We start from the raw sequence: 18504 nt of genomic DNA, 5'->3' as shown, positions 1-18504 counted from the left end.
AGCAATGCTCGGCGTTTTTATTTTATTTCTTTAATTCTACCTTATAAGCTAGTACACTAGGATTTTTTATAATCTCACCCATACTTAACTTTTTAGTAAAACTCTTACCGTCTTTACTTATTTCAGCATCTTTATAAGAGACCGATTTAATAGGTTTATCAAAACTAACAGTCATTACGTAAGTAAACATTTCTTCCATTCCTGTAGCTTCTAATTTTTTCGGACTTTCAATTGTTTTAATTTTACGTTCAAATATATTTTTCTCAAACTCATAATAAGTATTATCACTAATCGCTGAATTAATACTCATATTCTGTTTAACATTTGGATCTGATTTTTCCACTAAATTACCTATTTGTTCCAATCCAGCTAATGAATTATTCAATTCCTCAACATTTTTTGCATCTATTTTAAAGTTTAAATCTCCAATAGAATCATTAAGAGTAAACTGTAATCTTAAGGTTTCTAAATTTTTAAATATCTCAGGATGAGCTGCTTTTAAGCTATCTTTCTTAAACTCTTTATTCTCCTCTTTTAATAAAATAGCATCTAAATATTGATCAATCGTAACTTCTTCACCATTAAAAAAATCTACTGCCTTTTCTGCATCTTTCCCTATAGAAGCCTTACCATCAGGAGCCATCTTCATTAATTCAGAAAAATTAATATTAAACTGATAATTAACTTCACCTTTTTTATTTACATGAATATCTTCTTTCATTACACATGATTGAAATAAAACTACTGCTCCTATAAGCAACAAATACACCTTTTTCATATTGTTTTTTTTAATATCTGCTAAAATAAGAAATAATAAATACATAGAGAATACTATACAGCACTAGATTTTTTGTTGAATTACACACTACATATATGTATTAAGATTCCCCATCAGATAGTTACGAGCATTATAAAAAACCACTAATAATATTCTAAAATCATAATAACCTAAAAGCAGGCAAAATATTGATTGTTACAACACTCCTTCAACACTTCTTCAAGATTCCTTCAACAAATAACCCTCTATATGGAGCAATCATGGGGAAGTGTTGAAGAAGTGTTGAAGAATTTAGCTCTAAGGCTTATGAATAGTGGCTTTAGCAAGCATTAATATTTTAACTTAATAAATCATTTTCAATATAACATATTGTAATTCAATTAAATAACTTTTTTAGAGTTAAAAAAAAGTGAGGCGTTTTTTTATTTCGCTTAGATAATTAAATTGTTTACAGAAAACCTCATAGCCTATTGATATATAAAGGATCTATTTGATATAGAATTTTATTTCGAATACATAATTTATCAATTAATTAATGCTGAAATACTCCTATCAGGATTGTTTTAGTAATGCTGATGTTAGTTTTGATTCACAGAATTTTAGAAAAAAAATTAGAGATAAAGAAATAATAGCTAACATCAGTCCCAATAAATGAAAAGTGCAAAAGAATCAAGACAATTATTTTGATGTAAAACTATACAAAGAAAGAGATGCTATTCAAATAAGAAATGCTTGATTAGTTAGCTTTCGTTCTTTACACAATACATTCGATGCCACATTATCTAATTAAATGATATGGAATTAGATAACTTTTATCATTATAGGTCTAAAGAAATTTCAGAAAACTAAAAAGTCAAGATGACTTCACTAAATAAAACTATACTTACTCTTTAATTCTACCAAAGCATTTTCACTGTTAAAATAAAAAAAGAATAAATTAATTTGGTTTATTCATTTTTTTTACACAAAATTTGCATCAAATAAAATTAACTTTTTAAAAACGAAGAAAATGTTTGTACTAAATTATACTACCGTTTCAATCATATCAGCAAGATTTGCTGCTATGCGTCTTCGTGCAATTTTTATATAGACATAACAAAATTTAAAATATAAAAGAGAGCCCGAAGATATAATTCGGGCTTTTTTTGTTTATTCCGGACCCTTTACGAAATATTCCCGAATTGACTTGTTGATGCTAAAGATCAACAGTAAAACTTAACGACTAAGAAATTAATTAAGCTTAGTCAATATTGTCAATTTAATCATTACAAAAATGGGAAGGAAACTTTCTGGGAGAGACTTTATAAAAATAGGCTATCCCAAAAATAATACAATAAATATTGCTTTAGGGCAATTAAATAGATATAAGAAAAAAGAGAATAAAAACAGTTTATTAGAAGAAGCAAAAAAAGTATTACTAGACCCTAATTCATATATTGGAGATGGTATCTGGGGTAAAATAGCTGAAAGCTTGATTAACCAAGTTGAAATAAAAAGACATCAACTCAACAACACTAGAGTACCTTTTTCAATTTATGGTGAAGATGCAATAGATGATCAAACAAAGTATCAACTATTTACTGCTTTAAAATTACCCATAGCGATATCAGGAGCTTTAATGCCAGATGCACACTACGGGTATGGTTTACCAATAGGTGGAGTACTTGCTACAGATAATGCTGTTATACCTTACGGAGTAGGCGTTGATATAGGGTGTAGAATGAGTTTATCCGTTTTCAACCTACCAGCTAACTTCTTAAAAGGTAAAGACAATCAATTATTAAATATATTAAATGATCATACAAAATTTGGAATGTATGACACGCACCAAAACAAAGTAGATCATGAAATTTTTTATAGAGATGAATTTAAAAATATTCCCTTTGTAAAAAAACTGTTAGATAAAGCTTATAAGCAGCTTGGAACATCAGGCGGTGGGAATCATTTTGTTGAATTTGGTATAGTTAGTTTAAGTGAGACTAAACCAGAATGGAAATTAGAACCAGGTGAGTATATTGCTGTTCTTTCTCATAGTGGATCAAGAGGATTAGGTGCTAATATTGCAAAACATTATACCTATTTAGCTACTAAACAATGTCCTCTACCTAGTAATGTTCAACATTTAGCTTGGCTTGACCTTGCAACTCATGACGGACAAGAATACTGGATGGCAATGAATCTTGCAGGTGATTATGCAAAAGCTTGTCATGATGACATTCATCGTAGAATAGCGAAAGCATTAGGAAAGCAAATTGCATTCACTATAGAGAATCATCACAATTTCGCATGGAAGGAATACCTTAATGGACAAGAAGTAATCGTTCATAGAAAAGGGGCTACTCCTGCTAGCAAAGGACAATTGGGAATTATTCCAGGCTCTATGACTACAAATGGTTTTATAGTAGAAGGCTTAGGAAATGAGGAAAGTTTAAATTCAGCTTCGCATGGTGCAGGAAGACTTCACTCACGTAATGCATGTAAAAACATGTTTACCAAAAGTGAAGTAAAAAAAACAATAAAAGAGGCAGACGTGCAAATTATCGGTGGTAGTATTGATGAAGCCCCAATGGCTTATAAAGATATAAATACTGTGATCCAAGCACAAAGTGACTTAATAAAAATATTAGGAACCTTTACTCCTAAATTTGTAAGAATGGATAAATAACTATGGCTACATTTATTCAAATTACATCAGGTAGAGGTCCAAAAGAGTGTGATTTTTCCGTTACTAAGATTGCACAAATTTTTATAGACGAAGCGGTCAAATCCAATATAATCGTTAATCCAATATGGAATGAAACAGATGCTAATGGCACATCTGTTATTATTCAAATCAACGAATCGTCTAGGGAAATTAATGACTTTCTAAAGTCATGGATAGGAACTGTATTATGGATTTGTGAGAGTCCATTCAGACCTAACCACAAAAGAAAGAACTGGTACATCGGTATATTTAAAATGGCAAAAAAGAATACTGATTCAAAATTTGATAGTAATATTCACTATCAAGCAGTACGAAGTTCAGGAGCTGGAGGACAAAATGTCAACAAAGTAAGTTCCGCAGTAAGAGCTACTCACCTAGCGACTGGCATTTCAGTCTTAGCTATGGATAGTAGATCCCAACATCAAAACAAAAAATTAGCCACTGAAAGAATTCTTCAGAAACTTCAAAACATGGCATTAAAAGAAGATAAAGAAGAAGAACTGGAAACATGGTTAAACCAAACAAAAATAGAAAGAGGTAATCCTATTCGAACTTTTGTAGGTATGAAATTTAGAGCAAAATAAAAAAGGGGCTGTCTTTACTTATAAGACAGCCCCTTTATACTTTTAAACTATTTCAGCACTTAATCCAGCGTCTAATAATTGCAGACATTGTGGTTTAAGCTTTTTAAATTCTCCCGTCTTTACTGTACATTTACCAGTATAATGCACCAATAATGCGCATTGCTCAGCTTGTTCTGATGTATGGTCACATACCCTTACCAATGTGTCTATCACATGATCGAAAGTATTCACGTCATCATTATATAAAATAATCTCACTATTCCCATCTAGCAAACCTGCTACATCAACATCTTCTTGAATTTTTTCTTTAGTGCTCATAAAAATTTCTTTTCAAAAAATTTATTGTTTAATAAACTTCAAAGATACCCAATTATTTTTTTCTAATTGATTTTCAAATGATAAACCATAAGATTCAGCTGATTTTAATATAACTGGAATATCCTCCGTATAAAATCCACTGAAAAATATTGAGCCCCCTGTTTTTAAACATGCTACATATTTATCCATATCATTCACTAATATGTTTCGATTTATATTAGCTAGTATAACATCGTATTTTGGTTCAGTTGCTAAAATAGAAGCATCACCTTCAAATACAGAAATATTTGAACAATTATTTCGTGTTACATTTTCTGTAGAGTTAATATAGCACCAATTATCAATATCAATTGCTTCTACCGTCTTAGCTCCTCGTAAAGATGCTAATATTGCCAAAATAGCGGTACCGCATCCCATATCTAAAACATGCTTGCCTTCCATATCATTATTAAGGATTTGGCGAATCATCATGAATGTTGTTTCATGATGCCCTGTACCAAAACTCATTTTAGGCTCAATAACTATATCATATTTAGCATCTATCGCTGGATGAAAAGGGGCACGTACATAACATTCACCATCTACATCTATTGGGTCAAAATTCTTTTCCCATTCAACATTCCAATTTACTTGTGCTATTTCTTCTTTTCTATAAGTAATAGTAAATTGATCTGATTGTAATATAAATATATCGTCCAAAATATCATCTGTCCATAGATCTTTTTGTACGTAGGCACTTATACCTGTAGGTGTTTCTTCAAAACTTTCAAATGCCTTCTCCCCTAACTCTGCTAATAGAATTTCAGCTCCTAATTCTCTTGGTTCGACATTAAAATGATAAGCTATATATATCATAATTATTTTTGTTTCTTTGTATTTAACACTTTAGTAACATTAAGTTCACACAAGGAAAACATTAGATACTAAAAATCATGCAAAACTAATGTTATTTTTGCTATCCAACACATTTACATATGAAAAAGATTTATAGCCTACTATTTCTATTAATGTCTCTAACACTTGCGGCACAAATTGAAGATAAAAAAGAAAATTATAATGATGTTAAGCTAGAACAACTACCTTATTACAGCTATGGTAAAGGTTTAGGAATGACTTCAGCAGATAGTATCTTCCAATTAAACATTCGTTTCAGAATGCAAAATAGAATTAGTTTTATAAATAATGAAGGTGAAAAAAATAAATATGAAGGCGAAATAAGACGACTGCGCTTGCGTCTAGATGGATTTGTAGGTAATCCTAAATTTTTATATGTTATCCAATTGTCATTTGCTCCCAAAGATATGGGAAAACAAAAAGAGAATGAGTCACCTAATATTATTCGTGATGCTGCATTGACTTACCGTCCAAATGATCATTGGAGTTTTATTTTTGGGCAGACTAAACTTCCTGGAAACAGACAACGTACAAACTCATCGGGAGCATTACAACTTACAGATCGTTCTATTAATAATGCTAAATTTAATGTTGATAGAGATTTTGGTATCCAAGCTTACTATCTACATGAACGTAAAGATGAATTTGGTTTTAATATTAAGACTGCTGCCAGTACAGGACGTGGTCGTAACTGGAGTGGTTCAGAAAGTGATAGTTATGCTCTTACTGGGAGAGTCGAATTATTTCCTTTAGGGAGTTTTTCAAAAAATGGAGCTTTCTTTGAAGGAGATTTAGCTAGAGAACAAAAGCCTAAGTTAATGTTGTCTGGAACTTTTGTTTACCATAATAATGCTGAAAACTCACAAGGGCAAACAGGAGATAAATTATTTGAAGCAAAAACTTTTAGAGCATTAATGTTTGATGGTATCCTAAAATATAATGGTTGGGCTGGTATGGTTGCCTATATGAGCAGATCATTAAGTGATCCTATTTACAATATTATTGATACAGATGGTATAGCTAGATCAGGATATGTATTTGCTGGGCATGGTATGGATTATCAATTAAGTTATTTATTCCCTTCAAATTATGAAATTATTGGAAGAGTCTCTACTCAGACAATGAATGACGATTTATATAAACAATTAAATCTTCCTAATACAACTGAATTTACTCTTGGAGCAACAAAATACCTTTGGGAACACGCGTTTAAGCTACAAGCTGAATTTACTTATGATTATCTAAAATTCAATGAAGGAGCTACAAAAAACAACTGGTATTTTAGGCTACAATTTGAAATAGGGATATAGTCCATTTTATATAATATTTTACTTTTTTATAATATAAATTCTATAATTAACCATTATTTAATAAAACTTTTAGTTTATTATTAAATAATACGATTTTACAATACCTAACTTTGCAGTATAATTCAAAAGATAATTATACTATGAAAAATATAGCATTTATATTAGTAATATTATCGGTTTTTGTATTTACGGTTTCTTGTAAGAATAAAAATTCTATAAGTAAGAACTCAATGCGAAATAACTCTTCAATTGAAGTAGTTCAAGAGTATGATGAATATCGCATTGCTGATCATCATGAAATAGATCACTTAAATAATATCATTAAAGAAAAAAACTTAAATTCTGAAACATTAATTATGAAGGAGTATGCTCCTGAAATACTTAATGCAGGGGATAACTATCTTTATATATTATCAAGAAAAAAAGATGCAAATTCCAATATTATTACGCTCTCGTTATTAGAAGATGATATTCCTGACGATTCAATGAAAGCACGTAAAGTTATAATGACTCTTACTAAAGAGAACAATGAAATTAAAGTAATGGATATTAAAGAAACATATCAATGTTGGAAAGATCGCGGTCATCGAGAATGGGGACCTACTCTATGCAATTAAAAATAAATAACTAAATATTTAAATTAATTTTAATCAATATTATAAAATTTGGCACAAATATTGTCAAGTATGTTAATATACAAAGCTTGTAAAAGCAGATTAATTTTTTTCATAATTTTTTTATTTACTACAAAAGAAAAACGCCAAGTAAAATACTTGGCGTTTTTTTTTTATTCTTCTGTTTTTTGGTGCATCTTCATTATTTGGTACATCTTCTTTTCTACCAATATTCATATTTGGGAATTTCTTTTGAATAGACTTCAAAGCAAATTCATTAATTTCATTCATTGCCTCTGGCGAAGGAAGTTTTAAACTATCAGCATTGTGTTTTAGTACTTCTTCCAATAGAATTTGCGTTCTTAATAATTGAAAGTTCAAGTCAATGATTTCACCTACTACGTCGATATCTCCTAATTTCATTAGATATTTTATTTATTTAATAATATTCTCCCTTATGGGGCTAGTACCAAAATTAACAAACTATTTTAATACTCAAACTATTTTAAAGTTATTCTTTGTAAAAATAATTTAACTCCTGTCTTAAATTATAACGTGACGCCATCACCTCTCCATAAGCCCCCGCAGAACGGATAGCAATTAAATCTCCTCTTTCTAATTTTGGCAAGATAACATCCTTACCAAAACAATCACTACTTTCACAAATTGGACCTACAATATCATAACGAATATTATTACTTTCATTAGTTTCCTCAGCAATATTACCAGCTTCCCATTTTTCAACTTTATGATAGGCTTGATATAATGCTGGTCGCAGGAGTTCTGTCATACCAGCATCCAAAATAGCGAAGTTCTTTTTTATACCATTTTTAATATATAAGACTCTACTTACTAATGTTCCACAATTAGCAACAAGCGATCTTCCTAACTCAAAATGTACTTTTTGTCCCTCTCTAAGTTCTAAAAACTGATGAAACAAATAAAAGAAGTTTGAGAAATTAACTATTGATTCCTCATCTGGTTCACAATAATTAATACCTAGCCCTCCTCCTAAATTTAAAATAGGAACGTTATAACCTCTTTCATAAAAATAGTTATTCCATTCATTTACTTTAATACATAATCTTTTGTAAACATTCAAATCAGTAATCTGAGAACCTACGTGAAAATGCAAACCTACTAATTCCAAACTAGTAGAATTCTTAATTATAGCTAAGCAATTATCAAGTTCGTGCATCATAATACCAAACTTATTTTCATCAAGTCCCGTGGTAATATAATGATGTGTTTTAGCATCTACATTAGGATTAATTCTCAATGCTATACAAGCTTTAGTACTCAAACTTTCTGCTATTGAAGCTATAACTTCTAACTCTTGTACAGACTCAACATTAAAGGCAAGAATATTATTTTGTAAGGCGATTGATATTTCTCTATCAGTTTTACCAACTCCAGCGAAAACAATTGAGTGCGAATCAAAACCATTTTCAATTGCTAATTCTATTTCTTTTCCACTTACACAATCTGCACCTAAACCTAACGAACTAATTTCTTTTAAAATTTTAGGATTATTATTTGCCTTTATTGCATAATGAATAGTGTAATCAAATCGATCTGCAGAATTCTTAGCTACTTCTACTGTCTCTTTTAGTAAAGGAAGGTCATAGTAGTATAATGGAGTCTGCTCTTTCTTTAACTTTTCTAAAGTATTTTCATTCATCATTGCTTTCTTTAAAATAAACGATTATGTAGTGAACGCATTGCTTCAATCTTATAACTTGCAGGAACTAATAAAGAAATATTATGCTCACTACCTCCATAAGATATCATACGTACAGGAATGTGTTTTACAGCCTCTGAAACAATAGTTGCGTGTCCATGTTTATTACTTCTAAAATCCCCAACTATACAAACAATCGCTTGATCATGGTCAACCTCAACACTACCAAAATAATTTAACTCTTGAATAATCTCTTCTAAATAAGTTGTCTGATCGATGGTTAAGGAAACAGCAACTTCAGAAGTAGTAATCATATCAATAGGAGTTTTATAACGTTCAAATACCTCAAATACTCTACGTAAAAAACCATATGCTAACAGCATTCTTGAAGATTGAATACGAATAGCTGTAATACCATCTTTAGCAGCAATAGCAACTATTTGATCATCACTTTCAGTTCCTTGAGAAATTAAAGTACCTGGTGCACTTAACTCCATAGTATCTAATAATCGTACTGATACATTAAACCTTTTAGCAGGGAAAACACTTTGTGGATGAAGAATTTTAGCACCAAAATAAGCTAGCTCAGCAGCCTCATCAAAGCTTAGTTTTGCTATAGGTTTAGTATTCTGTACATATCGAGGATCATTATTGTGAAAACCATCAATATCTGTCCAAATCTGTATCTCTTCTGCTCCTAATACTGCACCTAATAAAGAAGCTGTATAATCAGACCCTCCTCTTCTTAAATTATCTATCTCTCCAAAAGTATTTCTACAAATATAACCTTGGGTAATAAATAGATTATCACTAGGATACTCGCTTAATTTAATACCTATTTGTTTTTGAATATATTCAATATTAGGCTCATTCTCTTCATCCATTCGCATAAAATCTAATGCGGGTAGTAATACAGAAGGTATCCCTTTCTCTTTTAAATAAACATGAAATAAAGTTGTAGATAGCAATTCCCCTTGTGCTAATACTATTCGTTCTTCTATTGAAGTAAATAAATCATTACCTAATTCGTCTAATAAATTAAAATGATGGTCAATTACTTCTTCTGCAGTCCGCAAACCTTCTTCTGTTTTAAATAATTGTTTTATAAAAGTTTTATACTTTGAATAAAGAATCTTGATATCATTGCGTGCTTTATCTTTTTCTTCTTTCAAATAAGATTGAGCAATTGCAAAAAGATCATTAGTAGTTCCCGATACAGCGGATAATACAACTAAATGTTTATCACTTTGTTGAGATTTAATAATTGGTAACAACTGTTCCATTCTTTCTGGACTTCCTACAGAAGTCCCTCCAAACTTTAAAACTTTCATAAATTAAAATTAGTTATTGATTTATTTAATGAATAAAAAAAGGGGCTTGTCATGATGACAAGCCCCTTTTACATATATTATTTTATATCATAGGAAAGCCGCTCACGACGTCTGACGTAAGTACTGTTTCTTTGCCTTCTTTATAATTGATATAACCATTTTTATTCTTTATATGTCACAAATATAAACACTTTGTTGAATAAATAGCAATTTTTATTACTTATTAAATAAAAAAAGAGACGAAGCTCATATAACTTCGTCTCCTTAGACAATTATGGAAAAATCTAATATTCAAAAAAAAGATAGTAGAATTATTCTGCAGCAGCCCTCTCAGCTCTTCTATCTGCTTCAGATGCTGTTTCAGCTTTACCAAACTTCCAATAAGAATAAGCATTTAATTCTTCTCTATCCCAGTTCTTTTCTTTTCGTAAATAAGTTCTCAAATCTTTAACAGTAGTAAATTCAGCAGCTAAATAGCAAAACTTAGAATTAACTCCTTCATTACTTTCCACAAGTTCTTTTGCTCTGTCAGCTAATTTACAATCTTGACCGGGAGTTGGATTAATTAACCATTCTATTTTTCCTTGAGCTTTTGTAGACAAGTTTTGAATATCTTCTTCAGATTGTACTTCTAATACAGCATTGACTTTTACGTCTGCTGGTAATGTCTCTAATATAGCTCCCATAACTGGAATAGCTGTTGCATCACCTACTAATAAATACCACTCTTTCTCTGGGTATAATTCACTTGCATCACATCCCATTGCTACTCCTAATTCTTTACCTATCGGGGCATTTATAGCAAAATTAGATGCTGGTCCCTCATCACCATGCGCCACGAAATCAATATAGAGCTCTTTCTTTACCAAATCTATTCCTCTATGTGTATATGTACGAACTATTGGTTTTATTGATACATCCATAGGTTTCCACTCCATTTTCTCAAAATCAAACTCAGGAAGGTACACTTTATCACAACCTTCTGGCGAAAGAAATATTTTATTATTTGCACCTACTGTTGTATTTTTAAAATCTTCTACTCCTTCTCCTCCCACAGTCAACCTAATATAATGTGGTGTTATATATTCTCTATTTTTTAAAACAAAAACTTTGCTTTTTACGTTTGGCTTTCTTGACATATTGTTGTTTTATTTTTTATTTTTACCTCTCTTATTATTACAAATATACTTATTAATTTAGAATTAGTATAAACAAGAGGTTTGTTTCATCATTATTTCCAATAATAACCTCTTTTTATCCAATACATTAGTTTTTTTATAACGAAGTAATAAAAATAGCTTTATACTAAAAAATGTTTCTATGCTCATTGATTAATTTCTATTTTTGCTAAAAATAAATTACGACATGCTAATCATTGGAATCGCAGGAGGTACTGGTAGTGGAAAAACTACTGTTGTTCATCAAATTATGAATGAATTACCAGAAACAGAAGTTGGTATCATTTCACAAGACTCGTACTATAAAGCAACTGATAACCTTTCATTAGAAGAGCGAACTCTTATTAATTTTGATCACCCCAGATCAATTGATTTCGAACTTCTAGTAGAACACCTTAAAGAATTAAAAGCAGGAAATATTATCAATCAGCCTGTTTATTCTTTCGTAAAACACAACAGAACAGACGATTCGATTGTTACACATCCCCGAAAAGTAATGATTGTAGAAGGAATATTAATTTTGTGTCATCCAGAATTAAGAGATATGTTTGACATAAAGATATTTGTTCACGCTGACTCTGATGAACGTTTAATTCGTAGATTGAAAAGAGATATTGCTGAAAGAGGTAGAGATATGGTAGAAGTTTTAAATAGATATCAAAATACATTAAAACCTATGCACGATCAGTTTATTGAACCTTCAAAAGCGTATGCTGACATTATCATTCCTAATGATACCTACAATACTGTTGCAATTGATATTGTACGTACTGTAATCAATGAAAAAATCGGTTAATATTTGTCTATTGTTATGAAAGTATCTCAAAGTTTAAAAAAATTAAAGTATCTAAAGCTCCTAAAAAACCCTTTTTTTTTAGTAGGGCTTTTTTTTGTAATTTGGATATCATTCTTTGATAGCTATTCTTTACTCGAACATAAAGTGATAAATAAAGAAATTGACAAATTAGAAGATAGCAAAAAATACTTTGAAAATGAGATTGATAAAGACAAGAAGTCTATTAAAGGTCTTAAAAATGGAGATGCTACTGAAAAATACGCAAGAGAAAAATATTATATGAAAAGAGCTAATGAGGATATATTCATTATTGAATTTGATACATTAGCTCAACAATAAAACCACAACCAAAAACTATGAATAATCAACTATTTGAAGAATTTGAGAAAGTCTCTTCAAAAGAGTGGAAAAACAAAATTCAATATGAATTAAAAGGTGCCGATTACAATGAAACTTTAGTTTGGGAAAGTATTGAAGGTATAAAAGTTCGTCCTTTCTACCATTGCGATACAGATTACAAACCTTTAAAAATTGATACCAATACTTCTGAGTTTAAGATAACGCAACGTATCTATGTTTACGATATTGATCGCTCTATCGAAAAAGCTATTGATACCATTAACAAAGGTGCTGAAGTTATCTATTTTACTATTGATAATAGTAAAATAGATTCAACTAAAATACTTTCTGCATTACCTAAAACTAATTTATATTTTTTTGTTTTAAACTTTCTAGATGCTTACTACATAAAAGATCTTTCCAATTGGGCTACCAAAAACCAATTTGAAATACAGATTCTTTTAGACCCTATTTATCAATTACAATATGACGGTAATTGGTTTAAAAACTTGGAAGACGACTTTAATGTAGTCAAGGAGACCGTACTACATTTACCAAATGTCAGTCTACAAATTAATGCAAATACCTATCAAAATGCTGGAGCCAATATGGTTCAGCAAATTGCATATAGTATTGCTCATTTAAATGAATACCTTAACCGCATTCCTAATTTAAAAGGTACAATCTACTTACACATTTCTGTTGGAACACATTACTTTTTTGAAATAAGTAAACTTAGAGCATTAAGATTTCTTGCAGAAACACTAAGTAAAGAATATTCTTCTGATCTCTCATTTAAAATCATCTGTATTCCAACAAAACGCAATAAAACATTATATGATTATAATGTAAATATGTTGCGTACCAGTACAGAATGCATGAGTGCAATATTGGGTGGAGCGGATTACATTAGCAATCTAGCATATGACAGCATTTATCACAAAGAAAACTCTTTTGGAGATAGAATTGCACGCAATCAATTGTTGATATTAAAAAATGAAAGTTATTTTAATGCAGTAGATAACCCTTCTGAAGGATCTTATTATATTGAGTATGTAACACTCCAACTTGCAGAAAAAGCATTGGCTCTATTTAAGCAAATAGAGAAAGGAGATGGTTTAATTACTACCCTTATTGAAGGAACAATACAAAGAAAAATAAATGAGAGCGCTCTAAAAGAACAAGAACTTTTTGATAAAGGGCAAGAAGTATTATTAGGTACAAATAAGTATCCTAATCCTAATGATTATATGAGTAACGAACTAGAGCTATATCCTTTTGTTAAGCAAAATCCGCGAAAAACATTGATTTCTCCTATTATAGAACGCAGACTTGCTGAAGGTTATGAACAAAAGAGATTAGCAGAAGAAAAACAAATAACTCAGTAACGTTATGAAAAGAAAGGATATACAGCACTTAAAAATAGATACTTCTACGTTAAGAGCAAGTTCTGAACCTTCAGATTTCAAAACAGCTGAAGGAATTGCTATTCAAAAAACATATAGTGAACAAGATATAAAAGATATTGAGAACATAGGTTTTGCAGCAGGCTTTACTCCAAATTTAAGAGGTCCTTACACGACAATGTATGTACGACGTCCTTGGACCATTCGACAATATGCAGGTTTTTCAACTGCTGAGGAAAGTAATGCTTTTTATAGAAGAAACCTTGCTGCTGGTCAAAAAGGTCTATCTGTTGCATTTGACCTTGCTACCCATAGAGGTTACGACTCAGATCACGATCGCGTAGTCGGTGATGTTGGTAAAGCCGGTGTAGCCATAGACAGTGTTGAAGATATGAAAATACTCTTTGACCAAATTCCGTTAGATCAAATGTCTGTGTCAATGACTATGAATGGAGCTGTACTTCCTATTATGGCTTTCTATATTGTAGCAGCTCTTGAGCAAGGGGTCGAACTAAAGCACTTATCAGGTACAATCCAAAATGATATTCTAAAAGAATTTATGGTGCGTAATACCTATATTTATCCACCGACACCTTCTATGAAAATCATTGCTGACATATTTGATTATACTAGTGCAAATATGCCTAAATTTAATTCTATATCCATATCAGGCTATCATATGCAAGAAGCAGGTGCTACTGCAGATATTGAACTTGCTTATACTTTAGCAGATGGTTTAGAATATATAAGAACAGGATTAGCAGCAGGAATGAAAATAGATGATTTCGCTCCACGTCTTTCATTTTTTTGGGCGATTGGAATGAATCACTTTATGGAAATTGCCAAAATGCGTGCAGGTCGTATGCTATGGGCTAAACTGCTAAAGCAATTTCATCCAAAAGATGAAAAGTCACTTGCCCTGCGTACACATTGTCAGACGTCTGGTTGGAGCTTAACAGAACAAGATCCATTTAACAATGTAGCTAGAACAACTATTGAAGCAGCTGCAGCTGCATTTGGAGGCACACAATCACTCCATACTAATGCTCTAGACGAAGCAATAGCACTACCGACAGATTTCTCTGCTCGTATTGCAAGAAATACGCAAATCTTCTTACAAGAAGAGACAAAAATTTGTAAAACTGTAGATCCTTGGGCAGGTAGTTATTATGTTGAAAATCTAACGCATGAAATTGCACAAAAAGCTTGGGATTTAATTCAAGAAGTAGAAGAATTAGGTGGAATGACAAAAGCGATTGAAGCTGGTATTCCTAAGTTGCGTATAGAAGAAGCTGCTGCACGAAAACAAGCAAGAATTGATAGTGGGCAAGATATTATTGTAGGAGTCAATAAATACAGATTAGACAAAGAAGATCCTCTTCATATCCTTGAAGTAGATAATCAAACTGTACGTACACAACAAATTGAACGTCTTAATCAGATTAAAGCTACTCGAGATAATAACAAAGTAAAAGAAACTCTAGACACATTAACCCAATGTGCTAAAGACAATAATGACAATCTCTTGGCATTAGCTATTGAAGCTGCAAAAGCAAGAGCTACATTAGGTGAAATAAGCAATGCATTGGAAAGTGTATTTGGTAGATTTAAAGCACAAATTCAATCAATAAGTGGTGTGTACAGTAAAGAAATAAAAGATGATCACAGCTTCAAAAAAGCAAAAGATCTAGCAGACAAATTTGCTGAAATTGAAGGAAGACGCCCTCGTATAATGATTGCTAAAATGGGACAAGATGGACATGACAGAGGTGCAAAAGTAGTGGCAACGGGTTATGCTGACGTTGGTTTTGATGTGGATATTGGTCCTTTATTCCAAACACCTCAAGAAGCCGCCAAACAAGCAGTAGAAAATGATGTGCATGCCCTAGGAGTTTCTTCTCTTGCAGCTGGTCATAAAACATTGGTTCCACAAGTAATAGAAGAACTAAAAAAATATGGTAGAGATGATATAATGGTCATCGTTGGAGGGGTAATCCCTGCTCAAGACTACCAATTCTTATTTGATGCGGGAGCAGTAGCCGTTTTTGGCCCAGGAACTAAAATTAGTGAAGCTGCCATTACTATGTTAGAAATATTACTTGGTGATGATGCCTAACTTATAAAAAATATTAGCTTATAATAAATTAGCTTTTCCATAAAGACCTTCCTAAGTGAAGGTCTTTTTTTATTGGCGATGCCACATATAAGAACATTGTGATGTTTTATTGTTCATATTGTATACAAATGCAAAAGTCCTGTCTATTTTTTAGTTTTCTCAAACTTCTTTAAACCTATAATTATAAAAGCCATAAAATACCACGCTACCCAACTAGACAGTGTGGGATTGAATCTATTGCGTAAAGAACGAAAGCTATCTAACCACGCGTTTGTTCGTTCAATTGAATAACTTACTTTGCATAGTTTTTTATCAAAATAATTATTCTCATTATTATTTCTATTTCTGTTATTAGGACAGATGTTGCCTATTACTTCTTTATCTCTAAATAAATATTCTTCTAAGCACCTGTGAATCAAAACGTACACCAGCATTAGTTAAGTAATTAGTTATGTCTTCAAAATAGATTTCTATATCAAATATATCCTTTACATATCAAGAAGATATAAGGTTTTCTATATACACTTTAATTATCTGAGCGAAATAAAAAAGTACCTCACTTTTTTTTTACCTTAAAAAACACATCTAATTGAATTACAATATATTATATCAAAAAACAGTATATTGACTTAAAAATGGAATGCTCGCTAAAGCTAGTATTCATAAGCATTAGAGCGAAATCCTTCAACACTTCTTCAACACTTCCCCATGATTGCTCCATATAGAGGGCTATTTGTTGAAGAAGTCTTGAAGAACTGTTGAAGCGTTGTTGAAGCGCTGTTGAAAAAATCATATCCTCTATAGTAATAAAGGCATCTGTGGAATACTTGATTTCACGAATTATTTTAGACATTTCTATTCAAAAAGAGTTGTAAATGGTTAATTTTTAAAAAGTTTAAAAGTTAAACAGTTGCAATGATTTAGATGAGCGATAATAAGATGAAGTCATCTTGAGTTTATAATTTTCTGAAATTTCTATACCCCTTCTTTATTTTACAAAAGCCAAGACGTCCCATATAAAAGCTCATAATAACAATTATACTATTAGCATTGTGTAACTTTATGTGCTATTGTACAATCAAATACTTTACCTTTGTTAAAAACATTGTTTTATTTATGACATTCGAAGATTTACATTTAAATAAAAATATTTTACGCGCTATTGAAGAACTAGGTTATAAAGAACCAACTCCAATACAACAAAAAGTTATTCCTCTAGTTCTAGAGGAGAAAGATTTAATTGGTTGTGCTCAGACAGGAACAGGAAAGACTGCTGCATTTGCAATGCCTATTATCCATTACTTACATAAAATAGGAAATACTAAAAAAGCTAAAAAAGCAAAAGTTTTAATCATTACTCCTACTAGAGAGTTAGCTCTACAGATACATGATAACTTTACTCAGTACGCAAAATATACAAATGTAACATCGATTACACTTTACGGTGGAATGTCTATAAAACCACAAATCGAGCAATTAAATAAAGGTGCAGATGTGATTATTGGTACCCCAGGTCGATTGCTTGATTTATATAAACAAAAACATCTGGATTTAGATTCACTGCATTATCTAGTTTTGGACGAAGCCGATTTAATGCTAGACATGGGATTCATTGATGATGTAAAAAAACTAATTCAATTGACCCCTTCGAATAGACAAACTTTACTATTCTCTGCTACGATGCCTTTAGCGATTAGAGAATTAGCACACGAGTTTTTACAAAAGCCAGAATATGTAGCAGTAGATTCTATTTCATCAACTGCAAAAACAGTAAAGCAAAAAGTTTATTTTGTCGAAAAAGGCGATAAGAAAAAACTTCTTTATCATATTATTCGCAATGAAAAACTATCTGATGTTTTAGTTTTTACGCGTACTAAAAATGGAGCAGATGCAGTGGTAGAACACTTATTGAAAAATGGAATAAACGCAGCATGTTTCCATGGAGATAAATCACAAACAGCAAGAGAAGAAGCTCTTAATAATTTTAAAAATAAAGAGGTCAAAGTATTAGTTGCAACTGATATTGCTGCTAGAGGAATAGATATAGACTCATTGCCATGTGTCATCAATTATGATTTACCAAATATTCCTGAAACCTTTGTACACCGTATTGGTCGTACAGGAAGAGCCGGTAACGAAGGAGTAGCTATATCATTCTGTGACAAAAGTGAAAAAACATATTGGCAAGATATAGTAAAGTTTACTAGATCACAACCAAAGATTATAACTGATCATCCTTTTCCTTGGAAGGAAGGAGAAAAAAATAAAGAAGGAGAAAAGAAAGACTATAGAAAAAAATCAGGTCAAAGTAATTCTCGTAAATCAGAAAATTCTAAGAAAAACAAAAAACGTTGGTATTAATCAACGTTTTTTTTTTGTTAAATCCCCATTATAAATATCACTATTTATATGTATTAGTTTTAAACCAAAATAGTATTATTTTTATAAAAAATTG

At 31.1% G+C, this 18504-nt stretch carries 17 protein-coding genes; 9 read left to right on the top strand and 8 right to left on the bottom strand.

Annotated elements, in window-relative coordinates; translation table 11 throughout:
• Positions 1 to 22 precede the first annotated feature (22 nt).
• On the bottom strand, positions 23 to 778 hold the full coding sequence (locus RH98_RS06610; RefSeq protein ID WP_026038773.1) for a hypothetical protein: 756 nt from the start codon (positions 776 to 778) through the stop codon (positions 23 to 25).
• A gap of 1273 nt (positions 779 to 2051) precedes the next feature.
• Here RH98_RS06610 and RH98_RS06605 point away from each other — a divergent pair.
• Both RH98_RS06605 and prfH read left to right on the top strand, forming a co-directional pair.
• Positions 2052 to 3443, top strand: coding sequence for an RtcB family protein (locus tag RH98_RS06605; RefSeq protein ID WP_010252105.1), 1392 nt, complete (start codon positions 2052 to 2054; stop codon positions 3441 to 3443).
• A 2-nt stretch (positions 3444 to 3445) separates the two neighbouring features.
• Positions 3446 to 4066, top strand: coding sequence for a peptide chain release factor H (gene prfH, locus RH98_RS06600; protein ID WP_010252102.1), 621 nt, complete (start codon positions 3446 to 3448; stop codon positions 4064 to 4066).
• A 42-nt stretch (positions 4067 to 4108) separates the two neighbouring features.
• Here the strand turns inward: prfH and RH98_RS06595 are convergent, their stop codons facing one another.
• Together RH98_RS06595 and prmA are read right to left on the bottom strand one after the other, a co-directional pair.
• Positions 4109 to 4384: an ATP-dependent Clp protease adaptor ClpS gene (locus RH98_RS06595; RefSeq protein ID WP_010252099.1), complete on the bottom strand. Its 276-nt coding sequence runs from the start codon at positions 4382 to 4384 to the stop codon at positions 4109 to 4111.
• Between the two features lie 21 nt (positions 4385 to 4405).
• On the bottom strand, positions 4406 to 5239 hold the full coding sequence (gene prmA, locus RH98_RS06590) for a 50S ribosomal protein L11 methyltransferase (protein ID WP_010252097.1): 834 nt from the start codon (positions 5237 to 5239) through the stop codon (positions 4406 to 4408).
• Positions 5240 to 5358: 119 nt separating this feature from the next.
• On the opposite strand from prmA, the gene RH98_RS06585 reads away from it, so the two are divergent.
• A complete protein-coding gene (locus RH98_RS06585; RefSeq protein WP_010252085.1) occupies positions 5359 to 6588 on the top strand; it encodes a porin in 1230 nt (409 codons plus the stop codon).
• A 140-nt stretch (positions 6589 to 6728) separates the two neighbouring features.
• A complete protein-coding gene (locus tag RH98_RS06580; protein ID WP_010252083.1) occupies positions 6729 to 7205 on the top strand; it encodes a hypothetical protein in 477 nt (158 codons plus the stop codon).
• Positions 7206 to 7325: 120 nt separating this feature from the next.
• Here the strand turns inward: RH98_RS06580 and RH98_RS06575 are convergent, their stop codons facing one another.
• The 4 genes from RH98_RS06575 to RH98_RS06560 all read right to left on the bottom strand — a co-directional run bounded on the left by RH98_RS06575 (position 7326) and on the right by RH98_RS06560 (position 11353).
• Positions 7326 to 7625, bottom strand: coding sequence for a hypothetical protein (locus RH98_RS06575; protein ID WP_010252081.1), 300 nt, complete (start codon positions 7623 to 7625; stop codon positions 7326 to 7328).
• An 88-nt stretch (positions 7626 to 7713) separates the two neighbouring features.
• Positions 7714 to 8883 carry a diaminopimelate decarboxylase gene (gene lysA, locus RH98_RS06570; RefSeq protein WP_010252079.1) on the bottom strand — a complete coding sequence of 390 codons (1170 nt, stop codon included), beginning with the start codon at positions 8881 to 8883 and terminating at the stop codon, positions 7714 to 7716.
• A gap of 11 nt (positions 8884 to 8894) precedes the next feature.
• The gene (locus RH98_RS06565) at positions 8895 to 10214 is read right to left on the bottom strand and encodes an aspartate kinase (RefSeq protein ID WP_010252077.1); all 1320 of its coding nucleotides are present in this window, start codon (positions 10212 to 10214) and stop codon (positions 8895 to 8897) included.
• Between the two features lie 311 nt (positions 10215 to 10525).
• Entirely contained in the window at positions 10526 to 11353 is an 828-nt protein-coding gene (locus tag RH98_RS06560) for a siderophore-interacting protein (RefSeq protein WP_010252071.1), read from the bottom strand.
• A 226-nt stretch (positions 11354 to 11579) separates the two neighbouring features.
• On the opposite strand from RH98_RS06560, the gene udk reads away from it, so the two are divergent.
• From udk to scpA, 4 genes are read left to right on the top strand one after another with little or no spacing between them, the layout of a single operon-like run.
• A complete protein-coding gene (gene udk / locus RH98_RS06555; protein WP_010252068.1) occupies positions 11580 to 12188 on the top strand; it encodes a uridine kinase in 609 nt (202 codons plus the stop codon).
• A 15-nt stretch (positions 12189 to 12203) separates the two neighbouring features.
• Positions 12204 to 12527 carry an FtsB family cell division protein gene (locus tag RH98_RS06550; protein ID WP_010252066.1) on the top strand — a complete coding sequence of 108 codons (324 nt, stop codon included), beginning with the start codon at positions 12204 to 12206 and terminating at the stop codon, positions 12525 to 12527.
• A gap of 17 nt (positions 12528 to 12544) precedes the next feature.
• Positions 12545 to 13915 carry a methylmalonyl-CoA mutase subunit beta gene (locus RH98_RS06545; protein ID WP_010252064.1) on the top strand — a complete coding sequence of 457 codons (1371 nt, stop codon included), beginning with the start codon at positions 12545 to 12547 and terminating at the stop codon, positions 13913 to 13915.
• Between the two features lie 4 nt (positions 13916 to 13919).
• The gene (gene scpA, locus RH98_RS06540) at positions 13920 to 16049 is read left to right on the top strand and encodes a methylmalonyl-CoA mutase (RefSeq protein WP_010252061.1); all 2130 of its coding nucleotides are present in this window, start codon (positions 13920 to 13922) and stop codon (positions 16047 to 16049) included.
• A gap of 143 nt (positions 16050 to 16192) precedes the next feature.
• On the opposite strand, the gene RH98_RS06535 is transcribed toward scpA, so the two are convergent.
• On the bottom strand, positions 16193 to 16483 hold the full coding sequence (locus RH98_RS06535) for a transposase (RefSeq protein WP_010252058.1): 291 nt from the start codon (positions 16481 to 16483) through the stop codon (positions 16193 to 16195).
• A 682-nt stretch (positions 16484 to 17165) separates the two neighbouring features.
• On the opposite strand from RH98_RS06535, the gene RH98_RS06525 reads away from it, so the two are divergent.
• Positions 17166 to 18410 carry a DEAD/DEAH box helicase gene (locus RH98_RS06525; RefSeq protein WP_010252051.1) on the top strand — a complete coding sequence of 415 codons (1245 nt, stop codon included), beginning with the start codon at positions 17166 to 17168 and terminating at the stop codon, positions 18408 to 18410.
• Positions 18411 to 18504: the final 94 nt, after the last annotated feature.

The organism is Myroides injenensis M09-0166, assembly GCF_000246945.1.
GTDB classification, from domain to species: domain Bacteria; phylum Bacteroidota; class Bacteroidia; order Flavobacteriales; family Flavobacteriaceae; genus Flavobacterium; species Flavobacterium injenense.
This window is presented reverse-complemented; position numbering and strand designations above follow the sequence as displayed.

Bases quoted from the DNA above. Each gene is read 5' to 3' on its own strand.
- RH98_RS06585 (WP_010252085.1), top strand. From the start codon at position 5,359: ATGAAAAAGATTTATAGCCTACTATTTCTATTAATGTCTCTAACACTT.
- RH98_RS06575 (WP_010252081.1), bottom strand. From the start codon at position 7,625: ATGAAATTAGGAGATATCGACGTAGTAGGTGAAATCATTGACTTGAAC.
- prmA (WP_010252097.1), bottom strand. From the start codon at position 5,239: ATGATATATATAGCTTATCATTTTAATGTCGAACCAAGAGAATTAGGA.
- RH98_RS06545 (WP_010252064.1), top strand. From the start codon at position 12,545: ATGAATAATCAACTATTTGAAGAATTTGAGAAAGTCTCTTCAAAAGAG.
- RH98_RS06610 (WP_026038773.1), bottom strand. From the start codon at position 778: ATGAAAAAGGTGTATTTGTTGCTTATAGGAGCAGTAGTTTTATTTCAA.
- RH98_RS06535 (WP_010252058.1), bottom strand. From the start codon at position 16,483: ATGCTGGTGTACGTTTTGATTCACAGGTGCTTAGAAGAATATTTATTT.
- RH98_RS06550 (WP_010252066.1), top strand. From the start codon at position 12,204: ATGAAAGTATCTCAAAGTTTAAAAAAATTAAAGTATCTAAAGCTCCTA.
- udk (WP_010252068.1), top strand. From the start codon at position 11,580: ATGCTAATCATTGGAATCGCAGGAGGTACTGGTAGTGGAAAAACTACT.
- prfH (WP_010252102.1), top strand. From the start codon at position 3,446: ATGGCTACATTTATTCAAATTACATCAGGTAGAGGTCCAAAAGAGTGT.
- RH98_RS06605 (WP_010252105.1), top strand. From the start codon at position 2,052: ATGGGAAGGAAACTTTCTGGGAGAGACTTTATAAAAATAGGCTATCCC.
- RH98_RS06595 (WP_010252099.1), bottom strand. From the start codon at position 4,384: ATGAGCACTAAAGAAAAAATTCAAGAAGATGTTGATGTAGCAGGTTTG.
- RH98_RS06565 (WP_010252077.1), bottom strand. From the start codon at position 10,214: ATGAAAGTTTTAAAGTTTGGAGGGACTTCTGTAGGAAGTCCAGAAAGA.
- RH98_RS06580 (WP_010252083.1), top strand. From the start codon at position 6,729: ATGAAAAATATAGCATTTATATTAGTAATATTATCGGTTTTTGTATTT.
- RH98_RS06560 (WP_010252071.1), bottom strand. From the start codon at position 11,353: ATGTCAAGAAAGCCAAACGTAAAAAGCAAAGTTTTTGTTTTAAAAAAT.
- scpA (WP_010252061.1), top strand. From the start codon at position 13,920: ATGAAAAGAAAGGATATACAGCACTTAAAAATAGATACTTCTACGTTA.
- RH98_RS06525 (WP_010252051.1), top strand. From the start codon at position 17,166: ATGACATTCGAAGATTTACATTTAAATAAAAATATTTTACGCGCTATT.
- lysA (WP_010252079.1), bottom strand. From the start codon at position 8,883: ATGAATGAAAATACTTTAGAAAAGTTAAAGAAAGAGCAGACTCCATTA.